The sequence below is a fragment of the Acidipropionibacterium thoenii DSM 20276 genome, from assembly GCF_000423445.1.
GTDB lineage: Bacteria > Actinomycetota > Actinomycetes > Propionibacteriales > Propionibacteriaceae > Acidipropionibacterium > Acidipropionibacterium thoenii.
Window position 1 is genome coordinate 23,984 of sequence record NZ_KE384019.1, and the last position, 26,949, is coordinate 50,932.

25 protein-coding genes and 1 riboswitch are annotated in these 26,949 nt (G+C 67.2%); of the genes, 7 read left to right on the forward strand and 18 right to left on the reverse strand.

All coding sequences use genetic code 11. The features are described 5' to 3' along the window. Positions 1-14: 14 nt before the first annotated feature. Positions 15-833 carry a hypothetical protein gene (locus G554_RS0111945; protein ID WP_027588081.1) on the reverse strand — a complete coding sequence of 273 codons (819 nt, stop codon included), beginning with the start codon at positions 831-833 and terminating at the stop codon, positions 15-17. 256 nt (positions 834-1,089) lie between these two features. Here G554_RS0111945 and G554_RS0111950 point away from each other — a divergent pair, with 256 nt between their 5' ends. The 3 genes from G554_RS0111950 (at position 1,090) to tpx (ending at position 3,749) form a co-directional block, all read left to right on the forward strand. Continuing rightward, positions 1,090-2,079 carry a PQQ-dependent sugar dehydrogenase gene (locus G554_RS0111950; RefSeq protein ID WP_245570048.1) on the forward strand — a complete coding sequence of 330 codons (990 nt, stop codon included), beginning with the start codon at positions 1,090-1,092 and terminating at the stop codon, positions 2,077-2,079. A gap of 72 nt (positions 2,080-2,151) precedes the next feature. Further along, on the forward strand, positions 2,152-3,123 hold the full coding sequence (locus tag G554_RS0111955; protein WP_027588083.1) for an aldo/keto reductase: 972 nt from the start codon (positions 2,152-2,154) through the stop codon (positions 3,121-3,123). 122 nt (positions 3,124-3,245) lie between these two features. Then, positions 3,246-3,749 (forward strand): thiol peroxidase, encoded by a 504-nt coding sequence (tpx, locus tag G554_RS0111960; protein WP_027588084.1) that lies wholly within the window; start codon positions 3,246-3,248, stop codon positions 3,747-3,749. Between the two features lie 215 nt (positions 3,750-3,964). Here tpx and G554_RS0111965 read toward each other — a convergent pair whose 3' ends face one another. Further along, a complete protein-coding gene (locus G554_RS0111965) occupies positions 3,965-5,137 on the reverse strand; it encodes a nucleotide sugar dehydrogenase (RefSeq protein ID WP_036925719.1) in 1,173 nt (390 codons plus the stop codon). A 78-nt stretch (positions 5,138-5,215) separates the two neighbouring features. Between G554_RS0111965 and G554_RS0111970 the strand changes: the two genes are divergently transcribed. The 4 genes from G554_RS0111970 to meaB all read left to right on the forward strand — a co-directional run bounded on the left by G554_RS0111970 (position 5,216) and on the right by meaB (position 11,865). Then, the gene (locus tag G554_RS0111970; protein WP_027588086.1) at positions 5,216-6,178 is read left to right on the forward strand and encodes an alpha/beta fold hydrolase; all 963 of its coding nucleotides are present in this window, start codon (positions 5,216-5,218) and stop codon (positions 6,176-6,178) included. A 68-nt stretch (positions 6,179-6,246) separates the two neighbouring features. After that, positions 6,247-6,516, forward strand: a riboswitch (cobalamin riboswitch). 82 nt (positions 6,517-6,598) lie between these two features. Beyond that, positions 6,599-8,506, forward strand: a complete 1,908-nt coding sequence (gene mutA, locus G554_RS0111980; RefSeq protein WP_027588087.1) for a methylmalonyl-CoA mutase small subunit — start codon at positions 6,599-6,601, stop codon at positions 8,504-8,506. Then, positions 8,503-10,689, forward strand: a complete 2,187-nt coding sequence (scpA, locus tag G554_RS0111985; protein WP_027588088.1) for a methylmalonyl-CoA mutase — start codon at positions 8,503-8,505, stop codon at positions 10,687-10,689. Before mutA ends, scpA begins: the two co-directional genes overlap by 4 nt. A 147-nt stretch (positions 10,690-10,836) precedes the next feature. After that, the gene (meaB, locus tag G554_RS0111990) at positions 10,837-11,865 is read left to right on the forward strand and encodes a methylmalonyl Co-A mutase-associated GTPase MeaB (RefSeq protein WP_027588089.1); all 1,029 of its coding nucleotides are present in this window, start codon (positions 10,837-10,839) and stop codon (positions 11,863-11,865) included. A gap of 22 nt (positions 11,866-11,887) precedes the next feature. Here meaB and G554_RS0111995 read toward each other — a convergent pair whose 3' ends face one another. The 16 genes from G554_RS0111995 to G554_RS0112070 all read right to left on the reverse strand — a co-directional run bounded on the left by G554_RS0111995 (position 11,888) and on the right by G554_RS0112070 (position 26,949). After that, on the reverse strand, positions 11,888-12,103 hold the full coding sequence (locus G554_RS0111995; protein WP_027588090.1) for an RNA-binding S4 domain-containing protein: 216 nt from the start codon (positions 12,101-12,103) through the stop codon (positions 11,888-11,890). 101 nt (positions 12,104-12,204) lie between these two features. Continuing rightward, a complete protein-coding gene (locus G554_RS0112000; RefSeq protein WP_027588091.1) occupies positions 12,205-12,966 on the reverse strand; it encodes an amino acid ABC transporter ATP-binding protein in 762 nt (253 codons plus the stop codon). A gap of 53 nt (positions 12,967-13,019) precedes the next feature. Further along, on the reverse strand, positions 13,020-13,961 hold the full coding sequence (locus G554_RS0112005; protein ID WP_027588092.1) for an ABC transporter permease subunit: 942 nt from the start codon (positions 13,959-13,961) through the stop codon (positions 13,020-13,022). A gap of 19 nt (positions 13,962-13,980) precedes the next feature. Further along, positions 13,981-14,922: an ABC transporter substrate-binding protein gene (locus tag G554_RS0112010; protein ID WP_051233039.1), complete on the reverse strand. Its 942-nt coding sequence runs from the start codon at positions 14,920-14,922 to the stop codon at positions 13,981-13,983. Between the two features lie 42 nt (positions 14,923-14,964). Beyond that, on the reverse strand, positions 14,965-15,918 hold the full coding sequence (locus G554_RS0112015; RefSeq protein WP_051233041.1) for an ABC transporter substrate-binding protein: 954 nt from the start codon (positions 15,916-15,918) through the stop codon (positions 14,965-14,967). A gap of 131 nt (positions 15,919-16,049) precedes the next feature. Continuing rightward, positions 16,050-17,636: a permease prefix domain 1-containing protein gene (locus tag G554_RS0112020; protein WP_051233043.1), complete on the reverse strand. Its 1,587-nt coding sequence runs from the start codon at positions 17,634-17,636 to the stop codon at positions 16,050-16,052. A 7-nt stretch (positions 17,637-17,643) separates the two neighbouring features. Then, positions 17,644-18,006 (reverse strand): PadR family transcriptional regulator, encoded by a 363-nt coding sequence (locus G554_RS16140; protein ID WP_245570049.1) that lies wholly within the window; start codon positions 18,004-18,006, stop codon positions 17,644-17,646. 166 nt (positions 18,007-18,172) lie between these two features. Continuing rightward, positions 18,173-19,024 carry a metal ABC transporter permease gene (locus G554_RS0112030; protein WP_027588096.1) on the reverse strand — a complete coding sequence of 284 codons (852 nt, stop codon included), beginning with the start codon at positions 19,022-19,024 and terminating at the stop codon, positions 18,173-18,175. After that, on the reverse strand, positions 19,020-19,883 hold the full coding sequence (locus G554_RS0112035; RefSeq protein ID WP_036925722.1) for a metal ABC transporter ATP-binding protein: 864 nt from the start codon (positions 19,881-19,883) through the stop codon (positions 19,020-19,022). Before G554_RS0112035 ends, G554_RS0112030 begins: the two co-directional genes overlap by 5 nt. A gap of 219 nt (positions 19,884-20,102) precedes the next feature. Next, positions 20,103-21,044, reverse strand: coding sequence for a metal ABC transporter solute-binding protein, Zn/Mn family (locus tag G554_RS0112040; RefSeq protein WP_027588098.1), 942 nt, complete (start codon positions 21,042-21,044; stop codon positions 20,103-20,105). Between the two features lie 125 nt (positions 21,045-21,169). Beyond that, positions 21,170-21,736, reverse strand: coding sequence for a cysteine hydrolase family protein (locus tag G554_RS0112045; RefSeq protein WP_027588099.1), 567 nt, complete (start codon positions 21,734-21,736; stop codon positions 21,170-21,172). Further along, positions 21,736-23,196 (reverse strand): purine-cytosine permease family protein, encoded by a 1,461-nt coding sequence (locus G554_RS0112050; RefSeq protein WP_027588100.1) that lies wholly within the window; start codon positions 23,194-23,196, stop codon positions 21,736-21,738. Before G554_RS0112050 ends, G554_RS0112045 begins: the two co-directional genes overlap by 1 nt. Before the next feature lie 57 nt (positions 23,197-23,253). After that, positions 23,254-24,018 (reverse strand): hypothetical protein, encoded by a 765-nt coding sequence (locus G554_RS0112055; RefSeq protein WP_027588101.1) that lies wholly within the window; start codon positions 24,016-24,018, stop codon positions 23,254-23,256. After that, a complete protein-coding gene (locus G554_RS0112060; protein WP_027588102.1) occupies positions 24,015-25,184 on the reverse strand; it encodes a hypothetical protein in 1,170 nt (389 codons plus the stop codon). Before G554_RS0112060 ends, G554_RS0112055 begins: the two co-directional genes overlap by 4 nt. Then, a complete protein-coding gene (locus G554_RS16145; protein WP_051233047.1) occupies positions 25,184-25,882 on the reverse strand; it encodes an ABC transporter ATP-binding protein in 699 nt (232 codons plus the stop codon). The genes G554_RS0112060 and G554_RS16145 overlap by 1 nt, the downstream gene beginning before the upstream one ends. Continuing rightward, positions 25,879-26,949 (reverse strand): hypothetical protein, encoded by a 1,071-nt coding sequence (locus G554_RS0112070; protein ID WP_126412633.1) that lies wholly within the window; start codon positions 26,947-26,949, stop codon positions 25,879-25,881. Before G554_RS0112070 ends, G554_RS16145 begins: the two co-directional genes overlap by 4 nt.

The window sequence follows — 26,949 nt, forward strand, 5'->3', positions numbered from 1 at the left end:
GCCCGACTGAGCACTCAGCTGCTGGGCTCACGGTCCTGGTGCTCGTGGGGAGGGGTTCCTCGCCAGGTGTGGGTGCGTTCGGCCTCCTCCAGTTGACGCCGGTAGCGTCGTTGGAATCCCGCCGATCCGGCCCGGTCGTCGTCCCGTTGGCGGACCATCCGGGTGTCGGCGTCGACCAGTACGCAGTTGGAGCAGATGTAGTGCATCGGAAGCTGCCAGATGAGGCAGCAGGACGACCGGACGAAGGGTCCCTCGGTGGTTCCCGAGCCACGAAGCTGCGGAGTGGTGAGCAGTCCGGCCCGTATCGTCTGTGCGGCGCCGGCCAGATCGGGCCGGGCTGCGCCGATCACCTCGCAGGATCCGACGACCGCGGCGGCGACATCCCCGATCAGGACCTTTCGGGACAACCGGCAGGACTGCGAGATCACCGTGACCAATGGCAGCACCAGACCCTCGAGGGCGGCCAGTGGATCGGCGCGGGTCGGCGCAGCCGTGGTCGCCAGCGGGATGGGGCCGCGCTGGACCCGTCTGAGCCAGGTCGTCCGGGGATCCGCATGTAGCGTCACCGAGCCCAGTACGGCAGCCCCCAGCACCGGCGACAGCAGCCGGGAGAACAGACCCAGGGCCATCGTCGAGGCCACCGCACGGACCTGTCGAGGCCCGTCCCCGATCCCGCCGATGGCATCACGGGTGTTCCTCACCCGCTCCATCACGGCCTCGGGGGTCAGCATCGCCGACAGCGGCATCCATCCGCTGGATGCCCTGATCTGCCCACCATCGGCCAGCTCGAAATTGGGACCGAAGATGTCTGCTGCGAACGGCGAACCAGTCATGACCTGCCCCTGTGAGCGCTTGGCCTTCTCATAAACTCTTTGCATGGTAGACCGCCGCACATTCCTGGCAGCGATTCCGCTCCTCGCCCTGGCCGCCTGCACGGGCCGGGGTTCCGACGGGCAGCCTGCCCCCAGTCCCTCCGACCCATCGACCGGCGCGAGGTCGTCGGCGCCGTCCCCGACCGGCTCGGCGAGCGGGTCGGCCTCTGTCTCGACTGCCTCCGCCTCAGCTGCTCCGGCCACCGGCACGGTGGTGGTGAACCGCACCGTCACGACCGGGCTCAATGTCCCCTGGGGGATGGTGCGACTGCCCGGCGGTGACGTCCTGGTGACCTCGCGTGACACCGCTGCCATCACTCGGATCAACCTGAGCTCCGGGGCCGAGACCGCGCTGGGCACCGTCTCGCAGTCGGTGAGCAATGTGTCCTCCGGTGGCGAGGCAGGCCTGCTCGGCATCGCGGCGTCCCCCGACTTCGCCTCCGACCGGCTGCTCTTCGTCTACCACTCCACCGGCAGTGACAACCGGGTCGCGCGGCTGCGCTATGAGGAGTCGGCTCCTGCCGGCAGCCAGCTGTCGGGCTACACCGCGGTTCTCACCGGGATTCCGCACGCCGTCCACCACAATGGCGGCGGGCTGGCATTCGGGCCCGACGCGATGCTGTACGCCAGCACCGGAGACGCCTCGCAGAGCTCTCGCTCCCAGGACCGCAATGATCTGGGCGGCAAGATCCTGCGGATGACGCCGTCCGGCCAGCCGGCGTCCGGCAATCCGTTCAGTGGTTCCGTGGTGTGGACGCTGGGACACCGAAACGTTCAGGGGATGGCCTGGGATGCCCAGGGTCGGATGTGGGCCTCGGAGTTCGGTGACCACCAGGCCGATGAGCTCAACCTCATAGAGAAGGGCCGCAACTACGGGTGGCCCGATGTCGAGGGAACCGGCGGTGGCTCCGGTCTCACCGACCCGGTCGCCACCTGGGGTACCGATGTCGACTCCCCGAGCGGAATCGCGATCGCCGGCGGGTCGGTGTGGATGGCCGCTCTGCGCGGTGCGAGATTGTGGCGGGTCCCGCTGGCTGGGACGAAGCTGGTCGCCGATCCGGCCAGCTTCCTGCAGGGCAGCCATGGTCGGCTGCGCAGTGTGCTGGCCCTGGATGACCACACCCTGCTGGTGGGCACCAGCAATACCGATGGCCGATCGCAGCCCGGATCCGGGGACGACCGGCTGTTGGAGCTCAAGGTGACCTGATCGGGTCCTGCGACATTCGTCGGAGCGGTGCCCGTGGCACAATAGTGATACGTCAACAAGTTTGGAGAACTCGTGGTGCATTTCGCCGGTCAAGATCTCGACGTCCGCTCGCTGGTGCTGGGGGGCAACACCTTCGGATGGACCAGTGACGAGAAGGAGTCCTTCGCAGTACTGGATGCCTTCACCGCCGATGGTGGGGGATTCATCGACACCGCGGACGGTTACTCGGCCTGGGTGCCGGGCAACCACGGCGGCGAGTCGGAGACCATCATCGGGCACTGGTTGAAGGCATCCGGCAAGCGCGACCAGGTGGTCATCGCCTCCAAGGTCGCCACCCACCCGCAGTTCAAGGGACTGGCCCCCGACAACATCGCCGCCGCAGCCGACGCCTCACTGGCGCGGCTGGGCACCGACCACATCGATCTCTACTACGCCCATTTCGATGACGACACCCAGACGGTGGCTGACATGGCACGGGCCTTCGACGCGCTGGTGCGCGCCGGAAAGATCGGACACATCGGGCTGTCGAACTTCTCGGTGGCCCGCGAGCTGGAGTGGTTCGAGGTCGCCGATCGCGAGGGGCTGGCCCGTCCGGTGGCCCTGCAGCCGCAGTACAACCTGCTCCACAGGTCGGATGTCGAGGGTCCCGCTGGTTACGGCGCCCTGGCGGCCGAGAAGGACCTGGCGCTGTTCAGCTACTTCTCCCTCGCCTCGGGTTTCCTGACCGGCAAGTACGCCAGCGTCGAGGACGTCAAGGGCGCCTCCCGGGCCAGTGGCATATCCGGCTACATGCCTGACGAGGCCGCGCGTTCTGCAGCATTCGGCGTGCTGGATGCCGAGCGTCAGATCGCGGCTGCCCACGGCGTCGAGATCACCAGCGTCTCGCTGGCCTGGTTGCTGGCCAAGGGGGTCACCGCCCCGATCGCCTCGGCCCGGGTCCCCGAGCAGCTGCCCGCTCTGCTGGCCGCCACCGAGCTGGAACTGGGAGCTGAGGAGGTCGAGGCTCTCGACAAGGCCTCGGCACCTTTCGTGGGCAGGTCCTGAGCCCAGCGCGGGCATCTGGTGGGGTGGCCGCGGGTCGATGAGCTGCCCGAGCCTTCCGGCTCGGCTGTTCGTCGCTGGCGCAAGTCGTTGCGGCCGGTCAGGGGGCTCACAAGAATGGCCTCATGGCCGAAACGAAGTTCAAGGGAAATCCCGTTCACACCGTCGGAGAGCTGCCCGCTGTCGGGGCGGCTCTTCCCGCGTTCACCCTCACCGGATCCGATCTCGGTGAGCTCACCAGCGACTCGCTGGCGGGCAGCACGCTGATCCTCAACATCTTCCCGAGTCTGGACACCGGCACCTGCGCCGCCAGTGTGCGGACCTTCAACAAGCAGGCGGCCGACCTCCCGGAGGCCACCGTGCTGTGCGTCTCCAACGACCTGCCGTTCGCCCAGTCGCGGTTCTGCGGGGCCGAGGGGATCGACAATGTCACGACGGCCTCGGGATTCCGTTCCAGCTTCGGTGACGATTTCGGCGTCACGATGACCGATGGGCCGCTGGCGGGTCTGCTGGCCCGTTCAGTGGTCGTCGTCGATGCCTCGGGGACCGTCACCTACACCCAGCTGGTCCCCGAGATCGCCGATGAGCCCGACTACGACTCGGCTCTGGACGCCGCGTCCAAGGCCTGAGGAGCCGCCGCTGCCGCTGCCGCCACTGGCGCTGCAGTCCACGTTCGTCCTCAGATCCGACGTTCGTCCTGGAATTCCAGGACGAACGTCGGATCTGAGGACGAACGTCGTGAGGGGCCCCAGAAGCCAGCGGAGCCAACCTCGTCGATGCTGGCAGTTCCCACTTCGAGGGGGTGGTTGAGGGTCGGGACGGGGAGTGCCCTCCCAGACCCGGATCAGTCGTTGCCGAAGAGGTCTCTGGTGTAGACCTTGTCGGCGACGTCGGCCAGGTCGGGGGTTCTGCGGTTGGCGATGATGAGGTCGCACTCCTTCTTGAAGGCGTCCAGGTCGTGGGTGACGGTGGACCGGTAGAACTCGTGGCCCTGGTAGGTGGGTTCGTAGACCACGACCTCGATGCCCTTGGCCTTGATCCTTTTCATCACTCCCTGGATGGAGGAGGACCGGTAGTTGTCGGAACCGGCCTTCATCACCAGCCGGTAGACCCCCACCTTCTGCGGGTTGCGCGCCACGATGTCGGCGGCCACCCAGTCCTTGCGGACCGTGTTCGAGTCCACGATCGCCCCGATCAGGGTCTGGGGCACGTCCTGGTAGTTGGCCAGCAGCTGGCGGGTGTCCTTGGGCAGGCAGTAGCCGCCGTAGCCGAAGGACGGGTTGTTGTAGTGGTCGCCGATCCGCGGATCCAGGCACACCCCGTCGATGATCTGGCGGGTGTCCAGTCCCCGTTGGGCCGAGTAGGTGTCCAGCTCGTTGAAGAACGACACCCGCATCGCCAGGTAGGTGTTGGCGAACAGTTTGGTGGCCTCGGCCTCGGTGGACCCGGTCAACAGCACCGGCACCTCAGGGTCGGCGGCACCTTCGACCAGCAGGTCGGCGAACCGGCGGGCCCGATCATCGGTGCCCCCCACGATGATCCGGGAGGGATGGAGGTTGTCGGCCAGGGCCTGGCCCTCCCGCAGGAACTCCGGGGAGAACACGATGTGCAGTCCGGGGTGCTCGGCGCGGGTGGCCTGGGTGAACCCGACCGGCACGGTGGACTTGACGACCACGGTGGCATCGGGGGCCATCTGGGCGACCTGGTCGATGACCGAGACCACCGAGGAGGTGTCGAAGTAATTGGCGGCCGGGTCGTAGTTGGTGGGCGTGGCGATCACCACGACATCAGCGCCCGGGTAGGCCTGGGCCGGGTCGGTGGTGGCATGCAGGTCCAGATCACGATCTCCCAGGTACTCCTGGATCTGGGGATCGACGATGGTGGTGTGGCCGGCATTGACCAGATCCACCCGCTCAGGATTGATGTCAACGGCAGTCACCTCATTGTGCTGCGACAACAGCACCGCCATCGCCATCCCCACATAACCCAACCCAGCAACCGCGATCCTCGTCTTCACCGTCCACACTCTAGGGGGTCGGGCGCCGCTGTCCGCCTTCCGGGGAAGGATGGAGCTGCAGGAGATTAGTCTGGCGCCATGGACTGCATCACTCTGACAGCTGACGACGGCGCCCAGATCGACGTGGTGGTCTGGCAGCCCGGTGCCGGGCCCGATGGCGCCGGGGTGCAGCCCCGGGGAATCGTGCAGCTGGTCGTCGGAATGCGCGACTACGCCGCCCGCTACGATCAGTTCGCCCGTGTCCTGGCGGCCGACGGCTGGCTGGTGATCGCCGGTGAGAACCGGGGCGGGGGCCCCCGGGCGCTGGTCTCGGGAGAGCTCGGGCAGATGCCCGATCGCGGCTACCACCAGCTCCTCGACGACATGTCGATGGTGATCGATCACTTCCGGACCGGTCGGCTCAACCTGCCGTGGGTGCTGGTCGGGCACTCGATGGGCTCGTTCCTGGCACGGATGATGGCCGCCCGTCGCGGCCGGGAGCTCGCAGCCCTGGTGCTGATCGGCACCGGCTGGTCGCTGGACCCGATGACCTCGCTGGGGATCGGGGTGGCTGAGGCCCAGATCGCGCTGTCGGGTGAGGATCGGCGCAGCCGGTTGATGAACACCCTGATCTTCGGCAGTTTCAATGCCGCCTTCCGGCCCACCAGGACCGATTTCGACTGGCTCACGCGGGATCGGAAGATGGTCGACGCGTACATCGCCGATCCACTGTGCAATTGCGTCTGCAGCGCGGACTTCTACCGTGAACTGCTGACCCTGCTGCGATCGGCCAACAGTGTGGACGTGATGCGGGCCACCCCGCCGCAACTGCCGGTCGGCCTGTTCAGCGGGGAGGCCGACCCGGTGGGCGCAGCCGGGCGGGGAGTACGTCAGGTCGCCAGTCGGCTGCGGGCCGACGGGGTCCGAGATGTCAGCGTGGTGCTCTACCCGGGCGCCCGCCATGAGATCCTCAACGAGATCAACCGGACCCGGGTCCACGACGAGATCCGGCAGTGGATCGACGAGAAGGTCCCGGCGGCCCAGCTGACCCAGGCCTCCTGACCGGCGCCGTGCACGGATGCCGGGCCGGTGAACACCCCCACCCCGGCGGTCGGCGCCAGAGCTTCTTCGATACGATAGGGATCGCTGGTGTTGGGGTCTCGAGAGTGGTCCCGACCGAAAGAGGGAAGCCGGTGAGATTCCGGCGCTGCCCCGCAGCGGTGAGTGGGAACGACATCACCATCGCCGCCAGGTCCGCGGTCCAGATCGCGGGCTCGACGGTGATCAAGCACTGGGCCACGGCCCGGGAAGCGGTGACGTAGGACCTGCCAGTCGGCGAAGATCCGTCGACGGGCGGGGTGCCCGCAAGTCCGAATACCTGCCGGCACGTCTTCGCACCGCCGCGTGCGATGCGGTACCGCGGACCTCGAGGGGAGGTCTTCGGCACATGTCCATCCACAGCGGAGCAGGAGTCTGCAGAGTATGACTGATCCCGACAACCCCGGCGAACCGGCGCAGTCCGACGTCCCCGAGGCGCTCACCCTGGCCGGGGATTTCCCGGCCCCCACGCAGGAGCAGTGGGAAGCTGAGGTGGCCAAGGTGTTCAACCGGGGCCGCCCCGAGGGCAAGCAGCTCACCTTTGAGCAGTCGTTGAAGCGCATGGAGCCGACCACCGTCGACGGCGTGCAGTTCGAGCCCATGTACACCCGGGCAGATGCCCCCGAGCACCTCGGTGCTCCCGGCGTCACCCCCTTCACGCGTGGCACCACCATCAAGACCGGGGACATGGACGCCTGGGACGTCCGGTCCCTCCACGAGGATCCCGACGCCGATTTCACCCGCAAGGCGATCATCGCCGACCTGGAGCGCGGCGTCACCTCCATCTGGCTGCGGGTCGGAGCCGACGCCGTCAAGCCCGAGGACATCGCCGGTGATCTCAAGGACGTGCTGCTGAACCTGGCCAAGGTCGAGGTCTCCAGCCGCGACGACCAGGCCGCCGCCGCCAACGCCCTTCTCGACGTCTACTCCTCCTCGGACCTGGCGCCCGAGGAGTTGTCCTTCAACCTGGGTATCGATCCCATCGGGCTCGCCGCTCTCAACGGCACCAAGGCCGACCTGTCCGGGATGTCCGAATGGGTCAAGAAGATCGAGCCCTACAAGAACTCGCGAGCCTTCGTCGCCGACGGCACCCTCTACCACAACGCCGGCGCCGGGGACGTCGCCGAGCTGGCCTGGGAGATCGCCACCGCCGTCGAGTACGTGCGAGCCCTCATCGAGCAGGGAGTCAGCGCCGAGGAGGCCTTCGACGCCATCAACTTCCGCGTCACGGCCACCCACGACCAGTTCCTCACCATCTCCCGGCTGCGTGCCCTGCGGGTGCTGTGGAACCGGATCGGCGAGGTCTTCGAGGTTCCCGAGGCCAAGCGCGGGGCCCGTCAGCAGGCTGTCAGCAGCTGGCGAGAGCTGACCCGCGACGATCCCTTCGTCAACATCCTGCGTGGCACGATCTCCACCTTCGGTGCCGCTGTCGGCGGCGCCGAGGCGATCACCACACTGCCCTTCGACGGTGCCATCGGGCTGCCGAGGAATCAGTTCACCCGCCGGATCGCCCGCAACACCGGCATCGTGCTGTCCGAGGAGTGCAATATCGGACGGGTCAACGACCCGGCCGGTGGCTCCTTCTACGTCGAGTCCCTCACCAAGACCCTCGCCGAGGCGGCCTGGAGCAAGTTCCAGGAGGTGGAGGCAGCCGGTGGTTTCGCCGCCTTCCTCGCCGACGGCAAGGTGGAGGCCGAGCTGGCCACCCTGAACGCCGAGCGCGCCAAGCGGCTGGCCACCCGCAAGCAGCCGATCACCGCCGTCTCGGAGTTCCCGATGATCGGGGCCCGTTCGGTGGAGGCCAAGCCCTTCCCGCCGGCAGCGGCTCGCAACGGCCTGGCATGGCACCGCGACTCCGAGGTCTTCGAGGCCCTGGTCGACCGGTCGGGCAAGGCTCCCGAGCGCCCCGAGGTCTTCCTGGCCTGTCTGGGCACGCGGCGCGACTTCGGCGCCCGCGAGGGCTTCTCCGCGCCGATGTGGCACATTGCCGGCATCGAGACCCCAGAGGTCGAGGGCGGGTCCCTCGAGGACATCGTCTCGGCCTTCAAGAAGTCCGGGACCACCGTGGTGGACCTGTGCTCCAACAAGAAGGTCTACGCCGACCAGGGCCTGGCCGTGGCCAAGGCCCTCAAGGAGGCCGGAGCCAGGAAGGTCTACCTGTCCGGCGCCTTCAAGGAATTCGGTGACGACGCCGCGGAGGCCGAGCAGGTCTTCGACGGTCGGGTCGCCATGGGGATGGACGTTGTCTCGGTCCTCTCCGACACTCTGGACACGTTGGGAGTTGCCAAGTGAGCACCTTGCCCCGTTTCGATCAGATCAGTCTCGGCGACGCGAAGGTTCCTGCCGATGTGCAGGAGCGGTTCGCCAAGCTCGCCAAGGCAGCCGGTGAGAAGGAGCCGTGGCTGACCCCTGAGCAGATCCCGGTGGGCCACCTCTACAGCGAGGACGTCTACAAGGACATGGACTGGCTCGGCACCTATGCCGGCATCCCGCCCTTCGTGCACGGCCCCTACGCCACGATGTACGCCTTCCGCCCGTGGACCATCCGCCAGTACGCCGGATTCTCCACCGCCAAGGAGTCCAACGCCTTCTACCGCCGCAACCTGGCGGCCGGTCAGAAGGGCCTGTCGGTGGCTTTCGACCTGCCGACCCACCGTGGCTACGACTCCGACAACCCCCGCGTCCCCGGTGACGTCGGCATGGCCGGTGTGGCCGTCGACTCCATCAAGGACATGGAGGAGCTGTTCGCCGGCATCCCGCTGGACCAGATGAGCGTGTCGATGACGATGAACGGCGCTGTGCTGCCGATCCTCGCCCTCTATGTGGTGGCCGCCGAGCGCCAGGGCGTCAAGCCCGAGCAGCTCGCCGGGACGATCCAGAACGACATCCTCAAGGAGTTCATGGTTCGTAACACCTACATCTACCCGCCGCAGCCCTCGATGCGGATCATCGCCGACATCTTCGCCTTCACCAGCGCGAACATGCCGAAGTGGAACTCCATCTCGATCTCCGGCTACCACATGCAGGAGGCCGGCGCGACCGCCGACATCGAGATGGCCTACACCCTGGCCGATGGCGTCGACTACATCCGCGCCGGTGAGAATGTCGGCCTGAAGGTGGATCAGTTCGCACCGCGGCTGTCCTTCTTCTGGGCCATCGGGACGAACTTCTTCATGGAGGTCGCCAAGATGCGCGCGGCCCGCATGCTGTGGGCCCGCCTGGTCCACCAGTTCGGTCCGAAGAACCCCAAGTCGATGAGCCTGCGGACCCACTCGCAGACCTCCGGCTGGTCGCTGACCGCCCAGGACGTCTACAACAACGTCGTCCGCACCTGCGTGGAGGCGATGGCCGCCACCCAGGGCCACACCCAGTCCCTGCACACCAACTCGCTGGATGAGGCCATCGCGCTGCCGACCGATTTCTCGGCCCGGATCGCCCGTGGTACCCAGCAGTTCCTCCAGCAGGAGTCGGGTACCACCCGGGTCATCGACCCGTGGAGCGGTTCGGCCTATGTCGAGAAGCTCACCCTGGAGCTGGCCCGCAAGGGCTGGGGTCACATCCAGGAGGTCGAGGCCGCCGGCGGAATGGCCAAGGCCATCGAGAAGGGCATCCCGAAGATGAGGATCGAGGAGGCCGCGGCTCGTACCCAGGCCCGTCTCGACTCCGGTCGTCAGCCCCTGATCGGCGTCAACAAGTACCAGCTCGACGAGGAGGAGCCCCTCGAGGTCCTCAAGGTCGACAACTCCACGGTGCTGGCCGAGCAGAAGGCCAAGCTCGCGGCCCTCCGCGCCGAGCGCGACGAGGCGGCCACCCAGGCCGCCCTGGAGAAGCTCACCTGGGCCGCTGCCAATCCCGATCCCACCGACGCCGACCGCAACCTGCTGAAGCTGTGCATCGAGGCAGGCCGGGCCGACGCCACGCTGGGCGAGATGAGCGACGCCCTGGAGAAGGTGTTTGGACGTTACACCGCCCAGATCCGTACCATCTCCGGTGTGTACAGCAAGGCATCGGGTTCCACCGAGACCTCCAAGAAGGTCCAGTCCATGGTCAAGGAGTTCGAGGAGAAGGAGGGCCGTCGCCCCCGTATCCTGATCGCCAAGATGGGCCAGGACGGTCACGACCGCGGCCAGAAGGTCGTCGCCACCGCCTATGCCGATCTCGGCATGGACGTCGACGTCGGCCCGCTCTTCCAGACTCCTGCGGAGACCGCCCGCCAGGCGGTCGAGGGTGACGTCCACGTCGTGGGTGTCTCCTCACTGGCAGCCGGCCACCTCACCCTGGTGCCCGAGCTGCGCAAGGAGTTGGACAAGCTGGGTCGTTCCGACATCATGATCGTTGTCGGCGGCGTCATCCCGACCCAGGACTTCCAGGAACTGCGGGACGACGGGGCCGTGGCGATCTACCCGCCGGGCACCAATATCCCGGAGGCTGCTGTCGACCTGATGAGCAAGCTCCTCGAGCACGTCGAGGACTGAGCCAGTTCGGCCTGCACCAGCGCACTCATCCGACGGCCGGCTCCCGGGAGGACACTCCCGGGAGCCGGCCGTCGGCGTCCCGGGTGATCCGGCCGGGCGAGGTGCCGATAACGTAGGGGAGCAAGAACCGATGGAGGAACTGATTCGATGAAGATCGACGTCGCGGAACTGGTCGAAGGTGTCCTGTCGGGCAGCCGGGTGGACATCGCCCGGGCGCTCACCTTGGTCGAGTCCAGCAGGCCCGACCACCGGGAGAAGGCCCATCAGATGCTGCGCCAGTTGGCGCCGCACTCCGGAAATGCGATCCGGGTGGGGATCTCCGGGGTGCCTGGAGCTGGCAAGTCGACTTTCATCAACAAGATGGGCTGCAAGCTCATCGACGAGTACCACCACCAGATCGCGGTGCTGGCGGTCGACCCGTCCTCCACCCGCACCGGGGGTTCGATCCTGGGTGATCGCACCCGGATGGCCGATCTGGCCAACCGCGACGAGGCCTTCGTGCGCCCCTCGCCCTCCGGTGGTCATCTCGGCGGGGTGGCCCGGGCCACCCGCGAGGCGATGATCGTGATGGAGGCGGCAGGCTACGGGGTCATCATCATCGAGACGGTCGGCGTCGGCCAGTCCGAGGTCGCGGTGGCCGGGATGGTCGACACCTTCCTGATGCTGGCGGTCACCGGCACCGGCGACCAGCTGCAGGGCATCAAGAAGGGCATCCTGGAGCTGGCGGACGTGGTGGCGGTCAACAAGGCCGACGGGGACAATGCCGGCAATGCCCGGGTCTCGGCGCGCGACCTGTCGATCGCGATGAGGCTGGTCTCCTCGCAGGCCGACAAGCGCAGGGTGCCGGTGCTGACCTGCTCGGCCTACACCGGAGACGGCCTGGACGACGTCTGGAAGGCCGTGCTGGATCACCGCGCATACCTGGAGAAGGACGGCTTACTGACCCGTCGGCGGATCGACCAGCAGCGCGAGTGGCTGTGGAACATGGTCGAGAATGAGCTGCTGGAGTCCTTGCACACCGACCCGACCATCCAGCAGGCGGCTGCCGGCATCGAGGCCGGGCTGGGCACCGAGGCCACCAATGCCCTCGACGGCGCCTCCCAGATTCTTCAGCTCTTCGCCCAGCGTGTTCCCGAGCTGTCCTGGGCCCATGGCGAGATGACCTCCGGCAGCTGAGCCGATCCGACCGGCTCGGGGGTTACCAGGGGACGTCGATCTCGCCGAGTTCGACGGTCTCGTGCACCTCCTGGCCATCGCTGCGCACTGCCACATCGTCGCCGGGATGCAGTTGCCGTCCGCGACGCATCTCCTGCTCCCCGTTGACGAAGACCAGGCCTTCGGCGATGATCTCTCGGGCCTGCCCGCCGGTCTCTGCCAGATTGGCGTACTTGAGGAACTGTCCCAGCCGGATCATGTCGTCGCGCACCACGGTCCCCAGTCTGTCACGCGGACAGGGCCGGCCGGGTGGGGGACCGGGGTCATGTCGCGTCCCCAGCCGGGGTACCCCTCAGCGATTCAGAGCACCGACTTGAGGAAATCCTGGAGTCGCGCGGACTGCGGACTGTCGATGACCTGCGTGGGTGCGCCCGCCTCGACCACCACCCCGTCGGCCATGAAGACCACTTGATCGGCGACCTCTCGGGCGAAGCCGAGCTCGTGCGTCACGACCATCATCGTCATCCCCGAGCGGGCCAGATCCTTGATGACGCTGAGGACCTCGCCGACCAGCTCAGGGTCCAGGGCGGAGGTGGGCTCGTCGAAGAGCATCAGCTCGGGGTCCATCGCCATCGCCCGGGCGATGGCCACTCGCTGCTGCTGGCCTCCGGACAGCTCGGAGGGATAGTGGCTGGACCGGTCGGCCATCCCGACCCGTTCCAGCAGATCAAGGGCCCGCTTTCGGGCCTGGGCCGCCGGCACCCTGGCGACGTGGATCGGCGCCTCCATGACGTTCTGCAGGGCGGTCATGTGGGGGAACAGGTTGAACCTCTGGAAGACCATCCCGACCCGGGACCGCTGGGCGGCGATCTGCTTCTCGGTGAGCCGGGCCAACCGGCCGTCCGGCAGCGGCTCGTTGGCGAATCCCACCCGGTCCCCGCCGACCCATATCTCGCCGGCCTCGAAGGTCTCCAACTGATTGATGCAACGCAGCAGGGTGGACTTGCCGGACCCCGAGGGTCCCAGCAGCACGCAGACCTCGCCGGCGCTGACGTCCAGATCGATCCCCTTGAGGATGTGCAGCGCGCCGAACTCCTTGTGGAGACCGGAGATCTGCACCATCGGGGAGCCCGGCGCGGGGCGGGAGCCCTCGTCCGAAGTGGTGGTGACGGTACTCACTGCTCGACCTCCATTGACGGATCGGTGGTGGTGGTCCCGGCGGCATTGATGGCCGCCTGCCGCTTGGACCGGTTGGATCCGCCGGTGCTGAACCCGCGGCCGTAGTAGGCCTCCACGTAGTGCTGGCCCACCATCAGGACACTGGTCATCACCAGATACCAGAAGGCGGCCACGATGAGCAGCGGGATCGGGGCGTAGATGCGATTGGCGATGTTGTTGGTGGCGAACTGCAGATCCAGGGTGAAGGGCACCGCCAGCACCAGGGAGGTGGTCTTCAGCATCCCGATGGTCTCATTGCCCAGCGGCGGGATGATGACCCTCATCGCCTGGGGGATGACGATCCGGCGCAGGATGAGCGAGGGCTTCATGCCCAGTGCCTTGGCCGCCTCCGCCTGGCCGCTGTCGACGGATTCCAGCCCGGAGCGGATGATCTCGGCCAGGTAGGCGCCCTCGTTGAGTCCCAGGCCGATGACGGCGGCCGCGAATGCTCCGATGATGGCGGAGGTGTTGAAGGAGACGAACTGGGGGCCGAACGGGATGCCGAGCCCGATCACCGGGTAGAGCACCGCGACCAGCCCCCAGAAGATCAGCTGGGTGTAGACCGGGATGCCGCGGAAGACGAAGATGTAGGCCCACGACACCCCTCTCAGCACCGGGTTGGAGGCGGTTCTCATGATCGCCATCACCAGGGCGAGGATGGTGCCCAGGACCATCGAGCAGACGGTGAGCAGCAGGGTGTAGCCGATGCCCTCGATCACCTTGACATCGCGCAGGTACATCCAGACGATGCCCCACTTGAAGTTGGCATTGGTGACCAGTCCGTGGATCAGCATCGCGGCCAGGATCGCGACGATGATCGCCGCGATGAGTGTGCCGGGATGGAAGACCTCCTTGGCTCTGATCCGGTTCGGGATCTGCGCGTGTTGCTCGTGTGCCATGTCGGTCACTCCACTCTCGTCACTTCACCGGCGGATTGATCTGCGATGTCTTGATCATGCCGTCCTCGTTGCCCCAGGTGGCCAGGATCTTCTTCATGGTGCCGTCGTCGATGAGTTTCTGGGTGGCCGCCTGGACGGCCTTGGACAGGCCGTCGTCCTTCTTGGCGGTGACGACTCCGAAGGGCTCGGCGTCGGTGATACCACCGAGCTGCTCCATGGCGCCGTTGGTCTGTTCAATGGAGTAGGCGATGATCATCGAGTCGGCATAGGAGACGTCGGCCTTGCCGCCGATGACATTGGTGGTGGCGTCGGTCTGGGTCTTGTAGGACAGGATCTTGACCGCCGACTTCCCGTCGGCCCTGCAGGTCTTGTCCTGTGCCTGGGCATCGGCCTCCTCGGAGGTCCCGGTCTCCACCGCCACGGTGACCCCGCACAGCGAGTCGGCGGCGATCTTCTTCGGGTTGCCCTTGAGCACCGCCTTGGCCATGCCGGCGGTGAAGTAGGAGATCATGTTGACCTGCTTCTCGCGCTCGGCGGTGATCGTGAAGGAGGAGACCGACATGTCGTACTTGGAGCCGACCGAGGGGATCAGGGTGTCGAAGGTGGCATTGGCGAAGCTCACCTTGACTCCCATCAGCTTGCCCATCGCCTCGGCGTAGTCGACGTCGTAGCCGATGATGGTGGAGCCGTCGGCCGCGACGAACTCCGCGGGTGCGTAGCTGGCATCGGCGCCGATGGTGAGGGTGCCCTTGTCGGCGATGGACTTGGGGACCAGCTTGGCGATCGCGTCGTCCTTGTCGATGGAGTCGATGAGCGTCTGGTTGGACGCCGTGGAGGCCGAGGCGGAGGCGCTCTGGCCACCGGAGGAGGCCGTCTGGGAGGCGTCGGTACAACCTGCCAGCGCCATCGCGGCGGCAATGCAGAGCGCCGCGATGGCGCGAGGAGTGGTGGTTCTGATCATGAGGTGTGTCCCTGATCTATCTGCAGATGTGTGGAGTGGGAGTTACTTGAGCGCCGGGTTGATCTCGGACTTGGTGATCATGCCGCCGTCGTTGCCCCAGGTGGCCAGGATCTTCTTCATCGTGCCGTCGTCGATGAGCTTCTGGGTGGCGGCCTGGATAGCCTTGGCCAGGGCGTCGTCGTTCTTGGCGACGACCACGCCGAAGGGGGCCGCCTGGGTGATCCCGCCGAGCTGCTCGAGGGTGCCGTTGGTCCTGGCGACCGAGTAGGCGATGATCATCGAGTCGCCGTATGAGATGTCGGCCTTTCCTCCGACGACATTGGTGGTGGCCTCAGGGAGAGTCTTGTAGGACAGGATGGTGGCCGGCTTCTTTCCTGCCGCCACGCACTCCTTCGACTGCTTCTGGGCGTCATCGTCCTCGGAGGTGCCGGTCGAGACCGCCACGGTGACCCCGCACAGCGAGTCGGCCGGGACGTTCTTCGGGTTGCCCTTGAGCACTGCCTTGGCCATGCCGGCGGTGAAGTAGGAGATCATGTTGACCTGCTTCTCACGCTCGGCGGTGATCGTGAAGGAGGACAGTGCGATGTCGAATTTCGAGCCGACCGAGGGGAGCAGGGTGTCGAAGGTGGCATTGGAGGCCTTGACGTCGACCCCCATCAGCTTGCCCATCGCCTTGGCGTAGTCGATGTCGTAGCCGATGATCGTGGTGCCATCGGTGTCGGCGAACTCGGCCGGGGCGTAGTCGGCGCTGGAGCCGACGGTGATGACCCCCTTGTCGGCGATCTTGGACGGCAGCAGCTTGGCGATCTCGGGATCCTTCTGGATCGATGCAAGGAGGGCATCATTACCGTGACCCGCGTCGGCAGTGGCCGAGGAGGACGAGCCGGCTCCTGCTCCGTCGGAGCCGGTCTCCTGCTGGGATGCGTTGGTGCATCCGGCCAGGGCCAGGGCGAGCGTCACCAGGCCGACTGGGACGATACGGGTGAGCTTGTTCATGAATCTTCCTTGCGACGGGGCGCCGGTCAGCACCAATATTCACATATTTATGCATTCGCATGCATATGTGCAACTCGAGAGCGCTGATCGGGCGCGATGTCACGAAATTGCAACACAATGCAGGTTCAGACTCAGCTCCAACCGAACAGGGGTGGGAACACCAGGGCCACGACCAGAGCCCAGCCCCCGAAGACCGGAAGCGCTGCGCACTGCCAGCGCACCAGGCGGGTGCTGGTCGCGACCGGTGAGGCCCGCCGTGCCAGGCAGATCCGCAGATACCACCAGGCCGATCCCGCCAGATGTCCCAGCAGCAGGACATTCGCGCCCAGCCCGGCGATCTTGTTCGCCGATGGCCCCCACTGCGCCAGTCGCCCGGCCATCGCCCAGAGCATCACGAGGTCCACCACCAGGGCCACCACGATCAGCACCAGCTGCATCCAGTCCAGCGCGCCGCCTGGTCTCTCCGGGCTGCGGGCCGAGACCGTGAACAGTGCGATCGCGGCCACCGCGATGAGGACGGCGTCGAAGATGATGAGAACGTTCCGGTCGCTGTCGACCGGGTTGCCGGTGACCGCCAGGGCGATCAGGAAGGCCACCAGGGCGACGGTCATCAGTGGGGTGAATACCGCGGTGAGCACCGGGGCCATGTTCTCGATCACCGACTTCTTGCGCTCGACCAGCCACCCGCAGACGATGACCGCACCGACTGCGCAGACCGGCAGCACCCACCCCAGGATGCGGCCGAAGGCCGGTCCGGAGATGTCGATGGCCTTGAAGATCGCGGTCGAGATGACCGTCAGAACTGCGCCTCCCAGTGCCACCAGGATGTAGTAGAGGACCGCTTCGCCGAGGAACCGGACCCAGTCCATCCAGGCCTCGAGACTGCGCCAGCGATCGCCCAGATAAGCGATGCCGACTGCGACGGCCAGTGCGATGGGCAGGTGGATGGCGGTCAGCGCAAAGGTCTGCGAGCTGGGATCAGCCGGGTACAGGTTGACCAGGACTGCCGGCACCGCGAAGCCGACGGCCAGGGTGATGACGCCGGAGAGCCCGCCGATGCGGTCGATCCGGTCAGCCCCATCTGAGCGGTTGCGCCAGTGGCAGATGAGGAAGTAGCAGCCCAGTGCCGCCAGGACGATGAGGGCCACATTGCGCGGGTAGAAGCCCTCGACGTCGAGTCCGCGGATCAGGCCGTAGGGCAACCGGACTGCCAGGCCTGCACAGCATCCGAGGACCAGGGCCAGGATCAGGTCCCGATGAACCTCCCCGTCGCCGGGCGCCCCAGCGTGGTCGAGGGCACCTGGGTGGTCGAGGGGACCTGGGTGGTCGAGGGGACCGGTCCGGACGTGGCGGCCGGGGCGGACAGCAGCTCTGCCGACCGGTGAGCCGGAGTCCGGCTGGGAGCCGAGGAGGAGCTGTCTCCACAGCCGGTCGGGGTGGGCCCGGGCGAACTCATCGCTGACGTCGTCACGGCTACCGATGCGGCGCACCGCGATGAGAAAGGCCTCATCGCGGGACAGACCGGCTGCCATCAGATCGAGCGTCTCGGTGTGCAGGTGGTCGGTCAGTTCGTCGAGGTCATCTGCGCTGATCCCGGGCCTGGACGCCATCAGCTCGCGCCACTGGGCCAGGCTGCCGTCGAGATCCGCGGTGGCGGGGCCGGCAGGGCCGTTGAGGGCGTCGGTGCCGCTGGAATGGAGTGATGAGGAGTCCGTCACGGCAGCCTCAGATCCCGCCGGCGGTGAGCGCCGAGCCCTCGGGCCATCGAGCCGGGAGCGCGGGGGAGGCGGGCAGCAGGGCATCGAGGGTCTGGACCACGAGGCGCCACTGAGTGACATGGGTCTCCAGCTCGCCGCGCCCGGCGGCGGTGATGGCGTAGTACTTGCGTCGTCTCCCCCCCGGCGAGGCTCCCCAACGGGAGGCGACCAGCCCCTGCTGCTCGAGCCGGTGGAGCAGGGGGTAGAGCATCCCCTCCTTCCACTCCAGCTGCGCTCCCGAGGCCTCGGTGACCCGGCGCATCAGGGAGTAGCCGTAGTCCTCGCCGCCGCTCAGCACTCCCAGCACGATGGGGGTGGCCGAAGCTGCCATCAGTTCCTTGGGTACTTTCACCTGTTGCCTCGCAGTCCTAGGTATGGGATACCCAGAAACCTAGCACGACGAGGTATACATCGGGCGGTCAGCACTCCGAATCGCCGCCACGCGGCACGGCAGTGCCGATCGGGCAGGTTGCGCGGCGCTGGGGTTCCGCCGCAGCTCAGACCCGCCGGGACCAGCCCTGCCGGCGCCGCCAGGCGCCGATCGGCAGGCAGACCAGGTAGATCACGAAGCTGATGGTGGTGACGTAGGGACTGATCGGCAGGCCGGGCCCCAGCGAGAGCAGGATGCCGCCGACCGCCGAGATCACCGCGAAGACGATCGACAGCAGACACAGCGCCGATGGCCTGGCGGTCACCCTGGCCGCTGCGGCGGTCGGGGTGATGAGCAGACTGAGTACCAGCAGAGCCCCGACCAGTTGGATGGCCATCGCGGTGGTCAGCCCGAGCAGCACCATGAAGATGATCGACAGGGTCCGCATCGGGATGCCGCGGGCCTTGGCGACCGCCGGGTCGACCGAGGCGAAGAACAGCGGACGCCAGACGACTGCCAGGGCCAGCGCCACCAGTGCGGCCACCAGGCACAAGGTGGTGAGCCGGGTGCTGTCGACGGCCACGATCTGACCTGTGAGCAAACCGAACTTGTTGGAGGATCGGCCCTTGTACAGGCTGAGGAAGAGCACGCCGATACCCATCCCGAAGGGCAGCATGATGCCGATCGAGGCATTGCGGTCCTTGGCGCGCACCCCGAGCAGACCCAGCACGACTGCGGCCACCAGTGAGCCGGCCACCGCCCCGGTGGTGACGCTGACGCCCAGGAACAGGGCCACTGAGGCCCCGGCGAAGGACAGTTCGGAGGTGCCGTGGACGGCGAATGCCAGATCGCGGGCATGGATCATCGGGCCGATCAGCCCGGCCAGCACGCCCAGCACAGTGCCCGCGATGATGGCTCCGCTGACCAGCGGTACCAGCGAGGAGAATCCCTCGAAGTTGATGATGGAGCTGAAATCAATCACGAGTCGTCGCCTGGTGTTCTCCGTGGCTGTGTGGGGCGCGTTCCTCATCGGCCAGGACGATGATGCGGCCGTTGTGACGGAAGACCTGTACCGGTGAGCCGTAGAGATCGCTGAGGGTCTCCGAGCGCATCACCTCGTCGGGGGTCCCCACCAGCACCCGGCCGCCGGCCACATAGGCGACCCGGTCGATGTAGGGCAGCACGGGGTTGATCTCGTGGGTGACGAAGAGGATGCCGACATTGTGGGTCCAGCGCGACTGGTCGATGAGTTGGGAGACGGCATTCTGATGCCGGATGTCCAGGCTCAGCAGGGGCTCGTCGCACAGCAGCAGGCCGGGCTGGCTGACCAGGGCCTGGGCGATCCGCAGCCGCTGCTGTTCACCACCCGAGAGCTGGGAGATCGGGGCGTCGGCGTAGCTCGTGGCGCCCACCTCCGCGATGGCCCGGCGGACCTTCTGGCTGCGTGAGTGCGAGGGCCAGCGCGGCCCCCAGTGGTGGCCGTCGACCCCCATCGTCACCAGGTCGCGGCCGCGGATCGGGGCCAGCGCGTCCATGGCTCGCTGTTGGGGAACATAACCGATCTCGGCCGATCCCTTGGTCACCGGATGACCGGCGATCGTGGCGACGCCCGACGACAACGGGATCTGGCCGAGCAGCACCCTCAGCATCGTCGTCTTGCCGGCCCCATTGGGACCCAGCACCGCGACGAACTCACCCTGATGGACAGTCAGGTCGACGTCGTGCCACAGCACCCGGTCGCCGAAGGTGACGCTGGCGCCGGCCAGTCGTGCCGCCTCGGGTCGTGGGGATGGGTCGAGCGGACCGGCGCCGGCCGGGCCGGCGTTGTCATCTGACATGAGCTCTCCAAGTGTGAACCGGCCGCAGCTGTCTGCGGGTCGAGCGAAATAATACGGAGAATGAGTCCCAGTCCGTTAACGCGACAGGGATCGTCCCGCCGCGAGCTGGCGGCTCGCGGCGGGACGATCCACTCGGTGCAGGGCTGATCGGGGTGCCGGGCCGGCCGGCACGCCGTGAATCAGTGCTGGGTCGATCAGTGCTGGGTCATTCGGTGCTGGTCACTTGGCCAGTGCCTTCGAGATATCGGTGATGGTGCCACCGATGAACTGGGCGTAGGTCGTGACCCCCTGGGGGAAGGTCTCGGTGACGCCGACACTCGGCACTCCGGCCTTCTGAGCTGCACTTTGGAGCTGCTTGGTGACGTCATCAGAGGTCTGACCGTTGACCACCAGCAGTCCGGCCTTCTTGGTGGTCAGCAGCGCCTCGGTGTCGCTGAGCACCTTGACCGAGGGGCCGGCGTCGGTCTCGGCCTGCTCGACGAAGGCCTCCGGGGTGATGTTCTTGATCCCCATGTCGGTGAGCAGGTAGCCGACGACCGGTTCGGTGGCCACTGCGCTGGTGTTCGGGTGGGCCGCGCCAGCAGCCTTGGCCTGGGACTCGAACTTTCCGATCTCGGTACCGAAGGACTTGGCATTCTGCGCGTAGGCCGAGGCATTGCTGGGGTCGAGCTTGCTGAGGTCGGTGGCGACCACGTCGGCGACTTTTCTCGCGGTGGCCATTGAGTAGAAGACGTGCTCGTTGAAGGGATCGGCCGAGGAGTCGAAGCCGGAGGTCTCAACGGCATCGACCACAGTGGCATCGCTGCCCTTGGCCAGGGTGGAGGCCCAGTCGTCGTAGCCGCCGCCGTTGACGATGGCGATCTTGGCGTTGGAGAAGGTGAGCTTGTCCTTGGCGGTGGCCTCGTAGTCGTGCGGGTCCTGGGCGGGGCTGGTGATGATCGAGGTGACATCGGCGTGATCGCCGGCGACGGCCTGGGCGACAGAGCCCCAGACGTTGGTGGAGGCGACGATCTGGACCTTCCCGGAGGTGGTGGCCCCAGAGGATGCCGCACCGCTGGGGGCGGCCGAGGTGGAGCCCTCCGCTGATCCATTGCCCGAACACGCTGACAGGCTGAGCGGCAGGGCGGCGACCGCCACGGTCGCCAGCACCTTGCGGGGGATGGAGATGGTCAGGGAACGCGATGACATGTAGGTCCTCAATTCAAGTTTTGACTGATAACCATTATCAAGACGTCGGGGTTCTGACGCAAGTCGGGGTGAGTGCGCTGGGCCGATCCGGCCCCGGCTCAGGCCGGCGTCCGGTCGGCCAGGATCTCGTCAACGCTGCGCAGCCGGATCTGCGGTGCGTAGAGCCCCATCACGGTCATCGCTGCCTGGTGATGGCCCGGCGTCGACCCCGCGCAGGCGTCGGAGGCCACCTCGACCCAGGCGCCGGCATCGGCGGCGGCCAGTGCGGTGGAGATGACACAGCAGTCGGTGGCGACCCCGGACAGCACCAGACGGGGGTGGGCCCCGGTGATCGCGGAGAGCGCCGGTCCCCACTTGCCGAAGGTGGTGAGGTCCAGGGTCGGGGCTGCCGACCAGCCGAGGGCGGCGTCCACCAGATCGAAGCAGGGATCGCCATCCGGCCGGTCGGCGAAGCTCCAGCGATCGAAGTAGTCCGCCCAGGCGCCCCGGTGCTCGCTGCCGGGCAGCCATCTGGTCACCAGTACGCGCTCCCCGAAGTGCTCGGCAAGCCGGCCGATCGGGCCGACAATCGCCTCGAAGTCGTGGGCGCACCAGGGCGAGGCGGGGTCGGCGAATATCCGCTGGGGGTCGATGACGACCAGCCAGGGCGGATTGGCCCGCGCCATCAGAAGGACTCCTGGTGGCGGACCCGGGAGCGACGGGCCAGGAAGGTCACCAGGAATCCCAGCACCAGGGCGGCGATGACCCCGATATTGGCCCACGCCCAGGAGCCCTCCCTGCCGCCCAGGCCCAACGGTCCGAGGAGGTATCCCTGCCAGTCGTTCCAGCCGACCCCCGGGTACTGGTTGATGACCAGACCCCAGCCGATCGCGGTGACCACGACGAGGGTGACCAGGGAGACCCAGTCCACCGCACCGTACCGACCCTCGGGGCGGAACAGATCTGCGTCGTCGTAGGCCCGGCGCCGCAGCGCGATGTCGGACATCATGATCCCCGCCCAGGCCGCCAGCGGAACTCCCAGGGTGACCAGGAAGGACTGGAAGGGGGAGATGAAGTTCGGGGAGAGGAAGACCACGTAGATGGTGCCGGCGGTGAGGATGACACCGTCGATGAGGGAGGCGGCGGGCCTCGGGATCCGGATCCCCAGGCTGAGCAGGGTGAGACCGGAGGAGTAGATGCCGTTGATCGCCCCCGACAGCAGGGAGAGCACCGCCACCACCAGGAAGGGCACCAGGAACCAGGTCGGCAGGATCGTCGCGAGGGCGCCGACCGGGTCCACCTGGACGGCCTCGGACAGGTTCTTCGAGGAGCCCGCCAGCAACAGGCCGAAGGTGATGAGGAAGACCGGCCCAAGGGACCCGCCGAAGGTGTTCCAGAACACGATCGAACCGCCCCGGGCCTCGCGGCTCTGGTAGCGCGACCAGTCGGCGGCGATGTTGACCCAGCCCAGCCCCATCCCCGTCATCACCATGGTCAGCGCCCCGACCACCGACTGCCAGGGTCCCGACGGGATGGCCGCGACGGCGTCCCAGTGGATCGCCCGCACCGCCATCACGAGGTAGATGATCGTCACGATGCCGGTGACCCAGGTGAGCACCGACTGCATCCTCATGATGATGTGATAGCCGGCCACCGCCCCCAGCACGATGAGCAGGGCGACGACGATCGCGGCGATGACCTTGACCGTGGTCCCGGAGCTCCAGCCGAGTCGGGAGAAGACCGTCGCGGTGGCCAGCACCGCGCTGATCGCCAGGGAGGTCTCCCAGCCGATCGAGGTGATCCAGGAGATGATGCCCGGAACCTTGTTGCCCTGCACCCCGAAGGCCGCCCGGGAGGCGACCATGGTCGGCGCCGAGCCGCGCTTGCCGGCGATCGCGATCACCCCGCAGAAGATGAAGGAGACGACGACTCCCAGCAGGGTGGCGACCGTCGCCTGCCAGAAGGAGATCCCGAAACCGAGCACGAATGCCCCGTAGGACATCCCGAACACCGAGATGTTGGAGGCGAACCATGGCAGGAACAGATTGCGCGGCCTGGCGGTGCGCTCGGATTCCTCGATGATCTCGATCCCGGTCATCTCGATGCCTGCGGAGCGACGTGTCGACTCAGATGCGGACATGGTCATTCTCCTGGTGGGCGGCGGACGGCTGCATGCGCGCCCAATTGTGTCAGCCCAGCGGTCTCAACGGGAGGAGTAGCGGCGTCGTGCCACCAGGACACCGATCAGCACGGCCAGCATGCCCCATCCGAGAACGAGGAGGATCGCAGTCCGACGTGAGATGTCGATGAAGAGGATGCTCGCCGGATCGTGGTAGAGAAGCCGCCAGGGGCCACTCAGGGGATGGAGTACCTGAATGGCGGTCCGTCCCGTTCCCACGTACATGAGAACGGCCATGAAGGATCCAGCCATAACCAGCAGCACCACGAGGGCGGTCCTCGCCGACCATCCGCAGGCGTGGCAGAGAAGGGCGGTCGCCAGGGTGGCGACGACGATCACCATGGTCGAGACGCCCGCCTCGCGCAGCGGATCGGCTCCTGCGAGGGAGAGGGCCGGAAGACCATCGCGCAGCCAGCCGCCCAGCCCGACCAGCGCGGCGACCAGGCAGCTGCCGGCCGCCAGCAGGAGGGAGGCGGCGAGGGCGCAGGCCAGGTCGAGGGCGATGCGGGTGTGTCCATGGGTCCCGCAGAGCCGCTGTTCGCGGTCCAGACCGGCGTCCCGGTCGGCTCCGCACAGCGACGCGGTGATCGCCACCGCGGCCAGCCCTCCCGGCCAACGGCACAGTGTCAGGGCGGTGGTGGCTGCCCCGATGGGGTTGATGGCGGAGAGTCCGTCGATGAGCGGTCTCCACAGGCCGAGGATCCCGCCGGTGATCAGGGTCGCCGTCAGGAGTCGTCTCGTCCTCAGCCGACGAATGGCGATGAGGACACGGGTGTGCAGCTCGGTCATCGATAGCAGTCCTCCTGCTCCGAGACTCCGGAGACGAGCCAGCCCTTCTCGTTCTTCACCATGCAGAGCCCCATCTGCGAGCCGTTCACCCGCACCTGAGCGTGTCCCTTGTCGTCGACGCGGTCCAGCAGGACGGTGGCTCCGGACGGCAGACTGGCGAAGGCCCAGACGGAGTCTCCCAGGGTTCTTCGCGCCGAACCGTCCACCGACAGCCTGTCGGCCCGGCTGGAGTTGGTGCGCAGGGAGAGCAGGAAGTCCTCGGCCCTCTGTTGGGGTGATGTACCGGCAAACCGCTCGAGCAGGAGGAAGGGCCGTGCATTCATCGGAACGGTGGCGGTCGCCAGGCCGGGGATCACAGCTCCGGCGGCCAGGCAGCCCGCCGCCAGGGGGATGGCGATCCATCCGCGCAGGCTCCGCCGCCGGTCCCCCCGGGTGGCCGTGGTGGTGGTCCGGGGTTCGCGGAGAGCGGGGCGGGAGAACAGGGCGTTGAGGGCGACCACCGTCCAAACTGCCCCAGAGAGCAGACAGAGTTGCAGGACCCGCGTCCCGTAGGGGTAGTAGATACTGGGGGCGGCGTGCAGGGCGCGCAGAGCCGCGGTGGGCAGCAGTACGCGCACCAGGTCGAGGACAGGATTGTCGGGCAGGTACACCAGCGCCAGGGCGACTCCCACGGCAGCCACAGCCAGACCTATGGCTGGTCCGATACGTACCGCGTGGATCAGGGCTGCGGCCCAGGCTGTGACGAGGAGGCCGCGCAGCAGGATCAGCCCGATACTTGCCGGCCATGGGGCCAGAGCCGTCACCGTGAGAGCCGGGCCGAGCCGGGACAGGGCCAGTGACGCCCCACCGGCGAGCAGGCACCAGGCGAGAGCGAGAGTGCAGGCCACCAGAAGGCGCTGGGCGGTCCACCGGCGCTCGTCCAGGCCGGTGGACCGGCGATCTCGGCGAATGGAGTCCTGGGCGTCGGGTCCGAATACCCAGAAGGAGATGAGCACGCAGGTGGCGGGCAGGATCTGGTCGGCCATCGAGTCGAAACCGCCGAGCACTTGGCGCCAGTTGAGGGTGACGCCCTTGATGACGCCCATCCAGGCAGCGACGACGGCCCACACGGCCAGCCCGACCACCAGGAGCGGCGAGCGCAGCGCGATGCGCCATGCGGTGCGCATCAGGTGAGGCCGATCGCGGAGAAGTACAGGTCCTCGATGGTGGCTCCCTCGGCGAGGTCGGCGGTGGCGCCTCCAAGGATCTGTTCGCCGCCGTTCATCATGACGTAGGAGTCGCAGATCTGCTGCACCTCGTGGAGCATGTGGCTGGACAGCACGATGGCGTGGCCGGCCGCCTTGAGATTGGCGACGATCTCGCGGAACCGGTGCAGGAAGACTGGATCGAGTCCGTTGGTGGGCTCGTCGAGAACGATGACGGGGGAGGAGCAGACGAGAAGCCGGGCGATCCCCAGGCGCTGCCTCATGCCTTGGCTGTACTTGGAATAGTGCAGCCGGGAGTCCTCCAGCTCGACGTTCGCCAGGGCTGCGGCGATGCGTCCGATGCGTTCGGAGTACCCGCCACTGAAGGCCCGCAAATTCTCCCGTGCCGACAGGAACGGGTAGAAGGCGGGTTCCTCGATCATTCCGGTGATCGACACCTCGGGGCCCAGCCGTACGGGCTCCTTCCCGCCGACCGTGAGGGTTCCCGATGCGATCGACGCCAGCCCGCAGATCATCTTGAGCTCAGTGGTCTTCCCGGCCCCGTTGGCGCCGACCAGCCCGAGGCACGAACCCGCTTCCACCGTGAAGGTGACCGGCCCGATGCGCGACCCGTTGGAGAAGGTGTGCGAGAGTCCGGACACCGCAAGGGTGCTGCTCACGGGTTCTTCCGCCATTCGACGTGGCCGTCGGGATACAGCAGCACGAGGGCACCGGACGCGGTGAATCGGGAGGCGATAGCGCCCTTGTAGGTGGTCCGGATTCTCCCGTTCGCAGTGGACACCGCGATACCCTGAGGAGTCCGGAAACTGGCCGTCGACCCGTCGCGGGACGCGGTCGGAATTGACTCCGTCGGTTCCTTCACGGTTCGCAGAAGAGCTCCCTTGGAACTGAAGAACCTCAGGACCGAGGTGTAGCTGGTCGTGGCTCCGAGACTGGCGCTGAGCGATGCGGTGATGAAACCGGTGCGGCTGATGGTGCAGGCTCCCAGATCGTTGGCCGTGACGCCCAGATCGAGGGGCAGGGTTCTGCCCTGCTGATCGACCAGCCGTGCCTGTTCGCCGATGGGGACGAGGGATGTCCCGTTGGGGCCGACGCAGTTTCCGCCCTCGCCCGCGATCTTGAACGGATGACCCAGGGACGGCTTGCCGTTGACCTGTGTGGCCACGGTGGCCCAGGTGGTACTGCCCTCGGTCGTCGTGATGACCCCGGGGCCGTCCTGCGTACCGCCCCAGGTGGGGGCGCGGCCGGGAATGCGGATCGGGGCCGACTCACCTGTGGCGGTGGCCCAGGTGGCTTTCGTGGTGCCGTCCTTGGAGGTGCGCAGGACGAGTACTGCCCCGCCCAGTCGTACCGGGGCCCACAGCTGGAAACCGTCGGCGAGGGGGACAGCGGGCTGGCCCCTGAGGAGTGGGGTGGGGGTCTTCACCACCGGCGAGTTCCATGCGTCGATGTCACCGGTGAGGATCGCGTTGGGGCACGAGTCGACGCAGACGGCGTTCGTCCTGGAGGACGGCCCCATCCACACCGTCCGGCCCGAGGAGGCGATCCCGCGGGTGCTGTCGGAGCTGGCGATCACCGCGCCACTGTCGTCGGCGGCGAGGAACATGAACGGTGTCAACGCGTCCTTGCCGGTGCTGAGATCCTCGGGGGACGGGCTCGAGGCGGACTGCGGCCTGAACAGCAGTACCGCCGCGATCACGACTACGACCGCGGCGACACTGCTCAC